This is a genomic window from Gordonia sp. 852002-10350_SCH5691597, assembly GCF_001665715.1.
Taxonomy (GTDB): Bacteria; Actinomycetota; Actinomycetes; order Mycobacteriales; family Mycobacteriaceae; genus Gordonia; species Gordonia sputi.
The window spans coordinates 37,651-47,954 of record NZ_LZMO01000090.1; the positions used below are offsets into that span (position 1 = coordinate 37,651).

Genomic DNA, 10,304 nt, shown 5'->3' on the forward strand with positions numbered 1-10,304 from the left:
GCTGCGGGAACCTGCGCTTGCGACTCGTGGTCGCTCGTCGACCCGAAGTCGTTGCGCTGCCCGAAATCGTTCTGCTGCCCGAAATTGTTCTGCTGGACTGACATCTGATCCCGCATCCCCCTGACCCCTCCGTATATGACCCCACCGTGCATGACCCCACCGGCCGCGCTGCTGACCTCACTCGTCAAGCGCGTTGTGCGTTGAGATATTGCCACCCGGTGGGCCTCCCGGCGATACCCCGACGCTTGCTTGTGGATAAGTCATTCTGTCGGATTTTTACGTTTCGCGACGAACAAACGCGTAAACATCTGCGAGCGCATCGAGTGTGCGATCCCGCGATGCTAGTTCTACGACTCTCCCGAGCAGCCCGCGCCCAGTCCATCGACGTCCGAGTCGCCACCCTCATGGCCGTCGCCGGCTGGGGTGTCACCCTCAGAACCGCCACCCTCAGAACTGCCGGTCTCACAACTGCCGGTCCCAGAACCGCCACCCTCAGCGTCGCCGACCCGCTCGTCGCCACCGGCCCCGACTGCGTCGACCCCCTTCAGCCGACGCACTGCGCGCCACCGTCGGGCGCCCTCGATGAGTGTGGGCACCACCACGGTCAGCACCGACGCGACGATGATCAGTTCGAGGTGATCGCGGATGATCGGCACGGACCCGAGGAAGTAGCCGAGGACGATGATGCCCGCCGCCCAGACGATGCTGCCGAGAACGCTGAAGAACGTGAACACCGAGTGGCGCATCCCGCTGAAGCCCGCGACAAGCGGGGTCAATGTGCGCACGATCCCGATGAACCGACCGAAGAACACGGTCAGCGGACCGAACCTGTCGAAGAAGCGGTGCGTCCGCTCGATGTAGGTCGGTCCGATTGTGCGCATCAGACGGCCCTCGAGCACTCCGCGGCCGAGCCGTCGACCGATCAGGAATCCACACTGGTCGCCGAGGATCGCGGCCAACGGAACCAGCACACACAACAGCCAGAGCGGGGCGAAAGGTTCCGGCTGAGCCGCAAGGACGCCCGCGGTGAACAGAATCGAGTCGCCGGGGAATACGAAACCGATGAGCAGGCCCGTTTCGATGAAGATCAGCAGGCACAGTCCGACGAGCCCGCCCGTGGTCAGAAACGCGTCGAGGTCGAACGGATTCATTACCCGCAAGCCTATCGACACCCGGGCGCCAGCGATGTGGTCGAACCCACTCGTTTGCGCTCACGTTAACTCGCTGCAACATGGTGGGCAGACAACGCCTATCAGGTGTTTACTCGGAGGTAAGGCGTTGTGGTCACATGCCGCCAGCCGAGACATCACGCCGTTGTGATCACGCGAGGAGTTAGTCGTGTCAGAAGCCCCGACCCGAGTCGGCGGAATCAAACGTTCCGGTGGCTCGTCGTCTGCCAACCTACGCCCGGTCTCCGACACTGAAATGCGCATCGAATACAAGGTCATCCACGGCTACCGACGGGCATATCGGATCGCGGGGAGCGGACCGGCACTGCTTCTCATCCACGGCATCGGCGACAACTCGTCGACGTGGAACGAAGTCATTCCCATGCTCGCCCAGCACTACACCGTCATCGCACCCGACCTCTTGGGGCACGGACGATCGGACAAGCCGCGCGCCGACTACTCCGTCCCAGCATTCGCAAACGGCATGCGCGATCTGCTGGTGGTACTCGGCATCAGCAAGGTCACCGTCGTCGGGCACTCGCTCGGCGGCGGCGTCGCAATGCAGTTCTGCTACCAGTTCCCCAGGTTCGTCGAGCGGCTCGTCCTGGTCGCCGCGGGCGGCGTCAGCCGGGAGGTCAACCCCGCCCTGAGGCTGGTGACGTTGCCACTGGTCAACAGCGCACTCACAGCACTACGGGTTCCGGGAGTGCTGCCTGCACTCCGTTTGGGCGTCAGCGTGATCGCCGCAACGCCGACGCCTCCGGGAATCCCCGACCTCCCGCATGATCTGTCACCTAAACGCATGCTCAACGACCACGAGGATCTGCTTCGCGTCCTCGGCGATCTCGCGGCACCCACCGCATCGGCGGCATTCCTCCGCACCCTGCGGGCAGTGGTCGACTGGCGAGGGCAATCGATCACGATGCTCGACCGATGTTACTTGACCGAGTACCTGCCCGTTTTGATTGTCTGGGGCGACGACGACACCGTCATCCCCTACGAACACGCCCTGCTCGCGAATTCGGCGATCGGCCACAGCGAGATGTCGATTTTCCACGGCTCGGGCCACTTCCCCTTCCACGACGACCCGGAACGCTTCGTGCAGGTCGTCATGGAGTTCCTCGAACGCAACGAACCCATGGAGTTCGACTCCCAGGTCTGGCGCAGGCTGATGACCGAGGGCCGCAAGAGTTCCGACATCGTTGGCGACGAGCAGACCGTCGAGGCAGTGTTCGACGCCATCGACGACGAGCGGAGCGCAACCTGAGGTCAGCCGACCGAACGACATACGCCATTCGTTGAGACCCGGGGGGCGACACCTGTCGGGGGTCCATGCGAGTATTGGCGCCATGAGCTATCCCGACAATTCGAACCAGGATGCCCGCGGCAACGAGCAGCCCTACGGTTCTTCGCCCTACGGCGCTCCATCACCGTTCGGTCCCGCCGCCGGCGACCAGTTCATGCCGCTCCCGTACGAGAACGGAACCCCCGGTTCGCCGACCTACGGAGCCCAGGGATACGGCGCTCAGGGATATGGAGCCCAGGGATACGGAGCCCAGGGATACGGGGCTCAGGGATATGCGGCCCCCGGGTACGGGATGCAAGCCGGTTACCCCGGCGCCGCGGATCCGATGGCCCCGTACGGACGCGACCCCTTCACCGGTGAGCCCCTCTCGAGCAAATCCAAGGTCACGGCGGGCCTGCTCCAACTGTTCCTCGGCGGTTTCGGCGCGGGACGGTTCTACCTCGGATATACCGGCATCGGCGTCGCACAGCTCGTGCTGACGATCGTCGGGTGGATCACGACGTTCCTTTTCATCGGCTTCTTCATCCTGCCCGCGGTCGGGATCTGGGTCCTCGTCGACGCCATCATGATGTTCACCGGCAGCGTCCGCGACTCGAACGGCTACAAACTCCGATCTTGACGCCCTGACGAGGCTGCCGTTGCTGTGCAATGGCAGCCAGTGCGATCCAGTGAGGACCGCGACCCAGTGACGACGGTGAACCCAGTGACGACGGTGACCCCCGTGAGGACGGTGACCCCCGTGAGGACGGTGACCCCCGTGAGGACGGTGACCCCCGTGAGGACGGTGACACAGTGAGCTACCCGGACGCGCCGAACCCCGATCCGTCGAAACCTCGCGGGCCCGAATCAACCGGTCGCGTGGAGAGACGTCGAGTTGCCGCCGACGCCTGCCCCGGGAAGCTACGCTGCGGCACCGCCGCCGAGCGATCCGATCCTCGTCTCGATCGGTGACATCCACTGCACGCGCAGCCAGGTCATCACACCCGCGGGCAACGCACCACTGGCCGGGTCGCGGTGGAGCTTCGTCGATATGTCACGCACCACCAACGAGATCCCGCAGTGGGCCCTCATCGTGGGAATCGTGACGGCCGTACTGTTCTGCGGACTCGGCCTGCTGTTTCTTCTGGTGAAGGAGGAGCGCACCATCGGGTTCGTGCAGATCACCGTGTCTGCTGGACCAGTCGCCCACACCACCGCGATCCCGGTGATGTCACGGGCAGCCGTTGCCGACCTCGGCGCGCGCGTCAACTACGCGCAGACACTCGCATATTCGGCGTAACGGCCCAGACAGCCAGACGATCAGACGAGCAGCAAGCAGGTCGGACTCAGGCGAGAAACGCCACGGCAAGCACGGCGATTACCACGGTGAGCACGAGAGCCACACACGCAATCAGTGCCAGCGTCTGCTTGCTGCACCGCTGATGCCAGCCGTGCAACACCAACTCGTCGTAGACAAGAAAGCCCACACGGTTCGTGGGCTGCGACTCCCATTTTCCGGTCGCGGGTTCTCTCACCAGCGCGGTCGACAATTCGAGTCCACGTCCGACAAGGATCGTCGACCTCTTCATTCCGAAGCCCACCGCGGAATCGCTGTCGCTCAACGGGAACCTGTCGGCGCCCGGAAATCGATCGCCGGCACCAGTCGATCGGCGGCGCACTCCACCGAGTCCCTCGCGACGAAACGCGTGGGCATCCGGCTCGAACGTCACAAGGCTCGACACCCCGTCTGCCCGCAACGCCACCTCGTTCTCTGACAACCGGGCACACTCGATCTTCTCTGCGGCGGCAGCCCTCTGCAGTCGGCGATTGCTTTCTCGACCGTCTCCGGACGATGCTCACCCATCGACGTATACCGCCGTTCTCATCACTGGTCGCCGCAACATCCCTGTGCGCCTTCGGTTGTCGCGACCCGGACGTCGCGGGTGATCGCATTGCGCGCGGCCAGCTCGTGCGCCTCCGGATAATCGACGCCGACGAGACACAGGCCCCGCGCTTCGGCGACGGGCACCTTCGCGCTGCGTTCGCGCTCGCCGAGAAGCGCTCGGCACCAGTCGACATCGCGCCGACCATCTCCCACCGATGCCACCGCACCGACAAGCGAACGCACCATCGACCAGCAGAACGCATCGGCGCTGACCTCGCCGATCAGCACGCCGTCGGCGTCACGTGACCACGAGAACCGTTGCAGATCGCGGATCGTCGTAGCGCCTTCGCGGCGTCGACAAAAGGCGGCAAAATCGTTGAGGCCCACCAACGCCGACGACGCCGCGTTCATCGCTTCCACGTCGAGCGGCCGTCGCCATGCGGCGGTGGTGCGCGCGAGGACCGGTTCGGCGCCGAATACCGCGTCGGAGAGTCGGTAGCGGTAGTGACGCCGCAGCGCCGAGAACCGTGCGTCGAAGTGGTCACTGACCGACGCGGCCTGCTTCACGCGCACATCGTCGGGAAGCATCTTGGCGAGTCGTCCGACGAGGCGCCCCGGGTCGCCGTCGATGGAGCGCGTGTCGAGTGCGGACACGGGAACGTCGGCGTGCGCAACCTGCCCGGTGGCGTGAACGCCCGCGTCCGTCCGTCCTGCGACGGTCAGCCGGACCGGTACCCGCAGCACCGTCGACAACGCCGTCTCGACGACCTCACATACCGTGCGCTGACTGATCTGTCGCGCCCAGCCCGCGAAATCGGTTCCGTCGTAACCGATGTCGAAACGCAAACGAACGGACCCACCACCTGGTGTGGTGGCGGGTCCGTTCATGTCTGGCGTGTTCAGCCGTCCGACCTACTTGTCGTCGGCCTTGTCGCCGTCGACGTCGGCGTCGGCAGCTTCGGCCTCCGGTGCGGTGGCAGCCGTCGACTCATCGTCGACAGCCTCGGCAACGGCCTCGGCGTTCTCGACCTGTGCCGGGGTTGCCTCGTCGGCGACGGCCTCGACGACGTTGCCGGCCTCGGCTGCCGGAGCAGCGGCCTTCTCGTCAGCGGCCTTCTTCGACGCGGCGACACGGGTGGCACGGGTGGCCTCGGTCGACGCGGTGTTCTCGCGCACCAGCTCGATCACTGCCATGGGGGCGTTGTCGCCCTTGCGGTTGAGCGTCTTGATGATGCGCGTGTAACCGCCCGGACGGTCCGCGAAGAACGGGCCGATCTCGGCGAACAGCGTGTGGACGACGTCCTTGTCGCGGATGTCCTTCATGACCTCACGACGATTGGCCAGCTTGCCGGCCTTGGCGTGGGTGATGATCTTTTCCGCGTACGGGCGCAGGCGCTTGGCCTTTGCTTCGGTGGTGGTGATGCGGCCGTGCTCGAAGAGCGACGTGGCGAGATTCGCCAACATCGCCTTCTGGTGGCTGGCCGACCCGCCGAGGCGGGCACCCTTGGTGGGCTTGGGCATTGTCTTCTCCTAGGAGGACCCGACGATCGCTCGACGAGTCAGGTTTGGCAGTCGCAGCGACTAGAGCTGCTCGGTCTCCGCGAAATCCTCACCGGAGTCGGCGTCGAATGACGCGTCGTCCGACCACGTTCCGGTTGCCGGGTCGTAACCGGCGACCTGCGACGGATCGAAGCTGGCCGGGCTGTCCTTGAGCGACAATCCCAGGGTGTGCAGCTTGACCTTCACCTCGTCGATCGACTTCTGACCGAAGTTGCGGATGTCGAGCAGATCCGACTCGGTACGTGCAACCAGCTCGCCGACGGTGTGAACACCTTCGCGCTTGAGGCAGTTGTACGAACGGACGGTCAGATCCAGATCCTCGATCGGCAGGCTGAACGACGCGATGTGGTCAGCCTCCGCAGGCGACGGCCCGATCTCGATTCCCTCAGCCTCGACGTTGAGCTCCCGAGCCAGACCGAACAGCTCGACCAGGGTCTTACCCGCGGACGCCAGGGCGTCACGAGCGCTGATCGAGTTCTTGGTCTCGACGTCGAGCACCAAACGGTCGAAGTCGGTGCGCTGCTCGACGCGGGTGGCCTCCACCTTGTAGGTGACCTTCAGCACCGGCGAGTAGATCGAGTCGACCGGGATACGGCCGATCTCGGCTCCCGACGCCTTGTTCTGCACGGCAGGCACGTAACCACGGCCCCGCTCGACGACGAGCTCGATCTCGAGCTTGCCCTTGTCGTTCAGGGTGGCGATGTGCAGATCCGGGTTGTGCACGGTGACGCCTGCGGGCGGCACGATGTCAGCACCGGTGACGGTGCCCGGACCCTGCTTACGCACATACATGGTGACCGGCTCGTCCTCTTCGGAGCTCACCACGAGGCCCTTGAGGTTCAGGATGATGTCGGTGACATCTTCCTTCACGCCGGGGACGGTGGTGAACTCGTGCAGAACTCCGTCGATGCGGATGCTGGTGATCGCAGCGCCCGGGATCGAGCTGAGCAGGGTACGACGCAGCGAGTTACCGAGGGTGTAGCCAAAGCCCGGCTCGAGCGGTTCGATAACGAACTTCGACCGGTCGTCGGCGATGATCTCCTCGGTGAGGGTTGGTCGCTGTGAGATGAGCATTTCTTGATTTCTCCTTGTGGCCGACCGCTATATGACGGCCTAGAAGTGGACCGAAACAGCTTGTGCTGCTTGGTTTTACTTGATGTGAACTCGTTGCTACTTCGAGTAGAACTCGACGATGAGCTGCTCGGTGAGCGGAACCTCGATCTGAGCGCGCTCGGGCACGTTGTGCACGAGGATGCGCAGCGTCGAAGGAACCACCTGCAGCCAGCCCGGAACCGGACGATCGCCGACGAGCTCCTTGGCGATCTGGAACGGGGTGGTTGCCAGCGACTTCGGGCGCACGTCGATGATGTCGTACTGGCTGACGCGGTAGCTGGGGACATCCACGCGCACACCGTTGACGGTGAAGTGACCGTGGGTGACCAGCTGACGTGCCTGACGACGGGTACGTGCCAAACCTGCGCGGTAGACAACGTTGTCGAGACGGGTCTCGAGGATGCGCAGCAGCTCGTCGCCGGTCTTGCCGTTACGACGATTGGCTTCCTCGTAGTAGCGACGGAACTGCTTTTCCATCACTCCGTAGGTGAAGCGTGCCTTCTGCTTCTCCTGCAGCTGCTGCAGGTATTCGCTCTCCTTGATCCGCGAGCGGCCGTGCTGGCCGGGCGGGTAGGGGCGACGCTCGAACGCCTGGTCGCCTCCGATGAGGTCGACGCGCAGACGACGGGACTTCTTTGTTGCGGGGCCGGTATAACGAGCCATGTTTTCTCTTCCTCCCTTTCCCGCTAGACCCGACGCCGCTTGGGCGGACGGCAACCGTTGTGCGGCTGCGGGGTGACATCGGAAATGGTGCCGACTTCGAGGCCGGCTGCCTGCAGCGACCGGATGGCGGTCTCGCGACCCGAACCCGGTCCCTTGACGAACACGTCGACCTTCTTGACGCCGTGCTCCTGGGCCTTGCGCGCAGCGTTCTCGGCCGCGAGCTGAGCCGCGAACGGGGTGCTCTTGCGCGAGCCCTTGAAGCCGACGTGACCCGACGATGCCCAGCTGATGACATTGCCGTTGGGGTCGGTGATCGACACGATGGTGTTGTTGAACGTCGACTTGATGTGTGCGTTGCCGTGCGGGACGTTCTTTTTATCGCGACGGCGTGCGCCCTTCTTGGGGCCTGCGCTACGTGACTTCGGAGGCATTACTTCTTCTTCCCGGCGATGGTCTTCTTCGGGCCCTTACGAGTACGGGCATTGGTCTTGGTGCGCTGTCCACGGACGGGCAGGCCACGACGGTGGCGCAGACCCTGGTAGCAGCCGATCTCGATCTTGCGACGGATATCGGCCTGCACCTCGCGGCGCAGGTCACCCTCGACCTTCACCGAGCCTTCGATGTACTCACGCAGCTTTGTGACGTCTGCGTCGGTGAGGTCCTTGGCGCGCAGGTCGGGGCTCAGCCCGGTGCCCGCAAGGATCTCCTTGGAGGTGGTACGCCCAACTCCGTAGATGTAGGTCAGTGCGATCTCGAGCCGCTTCTCGCGGGGAAGATCGACACCAGCAACACGTGCCATGTGGCGGATTTCCTTTACTTTTCAGAGGTCTTCTCCCGGTCCGTCCCCTACTCGTCTGTACTGCTTGCTCTGAGGGGCTCCGGCCTCTGCACGAAGCGAGTCGTACTCGCTGCGCGGTGTCGAGCGGTGGTCCGCGTGACACAGTCCGGAGGTAGGCGGTGACGCGTCTGTCGCCGCTGGTGCTGGGAGGGCTTCACAAGTTCTGCTCAGCTCTGGTGTGTGTATTCAGTTGTGTGTTTCACCAAGCGATCTGGTGGGGTGCTCCACGGTCGTACGACCGTGGGAGTGATCAGCCCTGACGCTGCTTGTGGCGCAGGTTCTCGCAGATCACCATGACCCGGCCGTTACGGCGGATCACTTTGCACTTTTCACAGATCGGCTTGACGCTCGGCTGAACCTTCACGTCAATCTCTCCTGTTGTCGCCCGTGGGCACGACCGAATGGCCGCACCACACGAGGGTTGTCCCGGACCGGTCTCGGCCGGGAAGTCTTACTTGTAGCGGTAAACGATGCGCCCGCGACCGAGGTCGTACGGCGAGAGTTCCACGACGACCCGATCCTCGGGCAGGATGCGGATGTAGTGCTGCCGCATCTTGCCGCTGATGTGGGCGAGAACCTTGTGACCGTTCTCCAGCTCAATGCGAAACATCGCATTGGGCAGGGGTTCGATAACCCGTCCCTCGACCTCGATGGCCCCGTCTTTCTTCGCCATGTCCTCCGCGATCCTCGGCGGCGTCGCGATCCGCTCGCAGGGCAACAAGTGCCCGGACGAACGATTCACCCCACTGCCCGGTTGAATCTGTGTTTATCCGTTAGTGTGTTGGCACCCGCTCCGAGAGCGAGGGCCTGGCGGCGATGTCTCCGGCCGCGCTCACCGGGTAGATGGCATGCGCATACCGGCACGACAAGCGCACCGACGTTCAATCCTACGCGAACTGGCCTAACAGTCCAAACCCGTGCCGTCTGACCCGAACCCGGGAAGCTGGTCTGACGCGACTCCGACATTTCGCCCGACGGGGTGACCGTGGGATGAACACACTCCGAAGAGTTGCGCACGAGTCGTCTGGAGAGCCCATCCGGCATCCACCGGCTATCACTCTGGATTGAGTGGACCTCACAACACTTGCAGTGGTCGGCATCATCGCGCTTGCGGCGCTGTTCGACTTCACGAACGGATTCCACGATTCGGCGAACTCCATCGCCACCGTGGTCGCGACGCACGTCCTCAAGCCCAAGGTCGCGGTTGTGTGGGCGGCCGGCTGGAACTTCCTCGCCTTCTTCCTGATCGGGACCGCGGTCGCGGACACCGTCGGAGAGACGGTGAAGGCGCAGTACTACAGCGTTGCCGTCGTCTTCGCCGCACTGCTCGCCGCGGTCATCTGGAACTTCCTCTCGTGGCACTTCGGAATCCCGACGTCGTCGTCGCACGCCCTCATCGGCGGCCTCGTCGGCGCCGCGCTGATCAAGGGTGGCATCGAAGCGATCAAGGCGTCGAGTGTCGAGAAGACCGCGGCATTCATTGTGATCTCGCCACTCGCGGGTCTTTTGCTCGGCGGTGCGCTCATGCTCATCCTGCGCGCAGCGCTCTTCCGCGCACCCGTCCTGCGCACGGAGAAACTCTTCCGGTGGTTCCAGCTCGCATCGTCGGGAGCCATCTCGCTTGCCCACGGCGGCAACGACGCACAGAAGACGATGGGCATCGTCGCGGGCCTCCTGGTCTCGACCGGCCACCTCACCCAGACCGGATCGTCACTGCCGGTGCCCATCGTCCGGACGATGCGCCATCCGCCTGACAGAGTTCCTAGGGCAATGAACAGGTAGCAGCCGAGG

The 10,304-nt window shown here is 64.2% G+C and carries 13 protein-coding genes and 1 pseudogene; 4 read left to right on the forward strand and 10 right to left on the reverse strand.

The genetic code is table 11. The features are described 5' to 3' along the window. Positions 1-548: 548 nt before the first annotated feature. Positions 549-1,151: pseudogene (locus tag A5777_RS06595) on the reverse strand (DedA family protein); the annotation flags it as partial. Between the two features lie 274 nt (positions 1,152-1,425). On the opposite strand from A5777_RS06595, the gene A5777_RS06600 reads away from it, so the two are divergent. The 3 genes from A5777_RS06600 to A5777_RS06610 all read left to right on the forward strand — a co-directional run bounded on the left by A5777_RS06600 (position 1,426) and on the right by A5777_RS06610 (position 3,754). Then, positions 1,426-2,436: an alpha/beta fold hydrolase gene (locus A5777_RS06600; RefSeq protein ID WP_231894971.1), complete on the forward strand. Its 1,011-nt coding sequence runs from the start codon at positions 1,426-1,428 to the stop codon at positions 2,434-2,436. Positions 2,437-2,518: 82 nt separating this feature from the next. Continuing rightward, the gene (locus A5777_RS06605) at positions 2,519-3,094 is read left to right on the forward strand and encodes a TM2 domain-containing protein (RefSeq protein WP_064862056.1); all 576 of its coding nucleotides are present in this window, start codon (positions 2,519-2,521) and stop codon (positions 3,092-3,094) included. Positions 3,095-3,349: 255 nt separating this feature from the next. Beyond that, positions 3,350-3,754: a hypothetical protein gene (locus A5777_RS06610; protein ID WP_064862057.1), complete on the forward strand. Its 405-nt coding sequence runs from the start codon at positions 3,350-3,352 to the stop codon at positions 3,752-3,754. Between the two features lie 46 nt (positions 3,755-3,800). Here A5777_RS06610 and A5777_RS06615 read toward each other — a convergent pair whose 3' ends face one another. From A5777_RS06615 to infA, 9 genes are all read right to left on the reverse strand, one after another. After that, on the reverse strand, positions 3,801-4,232 hold the full coding sequence (locus tag A5777_RS06615) for a hypothetical protein (RefSeq protein WP_156529295.1): 432 nt from the start codon (positions 4,230-4,232) through the stop codon (positions 3,801-3,803). 107 nt (positions 4,233-4,339) lie between these two features. Beyond that, on the reverse strand, positions 4,340-5,227 hold the full coding sequence (gene truA, locus A5777_RS06620; protein ID WP_064862059.1) for a tRNA pseudouridine(38-40) synthase TruA: 888 nt from the start codon (positions 5,225-5,227) through the stop codon (positions 4,340-4,342). 24 nt (positions 5,228-5,251) lie between these two features. Then, a complete protein-coding gene (gene rplQ, locus A5777_RS06625) occupies positions 5,252-5,860 on the reverse strand; it encodes a 50S ribosomal protein L17 (protein WP_064862060.1) in 609 nt (202 codons plus the stop codon). A 60-nt stretch (positions 5,861-5,920) separates the two neighbouring features. Further along, complete coding sequence (locus tag A5777_RS06630) at positions 5,921-6,973, reverse strand: DNA-directed RNA polymerase subunit alpha (protein ID WP_005207982.1); 1,053 nt, start codon at positions 6,971-6,973, stop codon at positions 5,921-5,923. Positions 6,974-7,069: 96 nt separating this feature from the next. Beyond that, on the reverse strand, positions 7,070-7,675 hold the full coding sequence (gene rpsD, locus A5777_RS06635) for a 30S ribosomal protein S4 (RefSeq protein WP_064862061.1): 606 nt from the start codon (positions 7,673-7,675) through the stop codon (positions 7,070-7,072). Positions 7,676-7,698: 23 nt separating this feature from the next. Continuing rightward, positions 7,699-8,106 carry a 30S ribosomal protein S11 gene (gene rpsK, locus A5777_RS06640; protein WP_005207980.1) on the reverse strand — a complete coding sequence of 136 codons (408 nt, stop codon included), beginning with the start codon at positions 8,104-8,106 and terminating at the stop codon, positions 7,699-7,701. Next, entirely contained in the window at positions 8,106-8,474 is a 369-nt protein-coding gene (gene rpsM, locus A5777_RS06645; RefSeq protein WP_005207979.1) for a 30S ribosomal protein S13, read from the reverse strand. Before rpsM ends, rpsK begins: the two co-directional genes overlap by 1 nt. A 289-nt stretch (positions 8,475-8,763) precedes the next feature. After that, the gene (rpmJ, locus tag A5777_RS24060) at positions 8,764-8,877 is read right to left on the reverse strand and encodes a 50S ribosomal protein L36 (protein WP_005207978.1); all 114 of its coding nucleotides are present in this window, start codon (positions 8,875-8,877) and stop codon (positions 8,764-8,766) included. An 87-nt stretch (positions 8,878-8,964) separates the two neighbouring features. Then, positions 8,965-9,186: a translation initiation factor IF-1 gene (gene infA / locus A5777_RS06650; RefSeq protein WP_005170487.1), complete on the reverse strand. Its 222-nt coding sequence runs from the start codon at positions 9,184-9,186 to the stop codon at positions 8,965-8,967. Between the two features lie 395 nt (positions 9,187-9,581). Here infA and A5777_RS06655 point away from each other — a divergent pair, with 395 nt between their 5' ends. Beyond that, on the forward strand, positions 9,582-10,295 hold the full coding sequence (locus A5777_RS06655; RefSeq protein WP_231894968.1) for an inorganic phosphate transporter: 714 nt from the start codon (positions 9,582-9,584) through the stop codon (positions 10,293-10,295). Positions 10,296-10,304: the final 9 nt, after the last annotated feature.

Coding starts and splice junctions, on each gene's coding strand:
- A5777_RS06600 (WP_231894971.1), top strand. CDS start 1,426: ATGCGCATCGAATACAAGGTCATCCACGGCTACCGACGGGCATATCGG.
- A5777_RS06605 (WP_064862056.1), top strand. CDS start 2,519: ATGAGCTATCCCGACAATTCGAACCAGGATGCCCGCGGCAACGAGCAG.
- truA (WP_064862059.1), bottom strand. CDS start 5,227: ATGAACGGACCCGCCACCACACCAGGTGGTGGGTCCGTTCGTTTGCGT.
- rplQ (WP_064862060.1), bottom strand. CDS start 5,860: ATGCCCAAGCCCACCAAGGGTGCCCGCCTCGGCGGGTCGGCCAGCCAC.
- A5777_RS06630 (WP_005207982.1), bottom strand. CDS start 6,973: ATGCTCATCTCACAGCGACCAACCCTCACCGAGGAGATCATCGCCGAC.
- rpsD (WP_064862061.1), bottom strand. CDS start 7,675: ATGGCTCGTTATACCGGCCCCGCAACAAAGAAGTCCCGTCGTCTGCGC.
- rpsK (WP_005207980.1), bottom strand. CDS start 8,106: ATGCCTCCGAAGTCACGTAGCGCAGGCCCCAAGAAGGGCGCACGCCGT.
- rpsM (WP_005207979.1), bottom strand. CDS start 8,474: ATGGCACGTGTTGCTGGTGTCGATCTTCCCCGCGAGAAGCGGCTCGAG.
- infA (WP_005170487.1), bottom strand. CDS start 9,186: ATGGCGAAGAAAGACGGGGCCATCGAGGTCGAGGGACGGGTTATCGAA.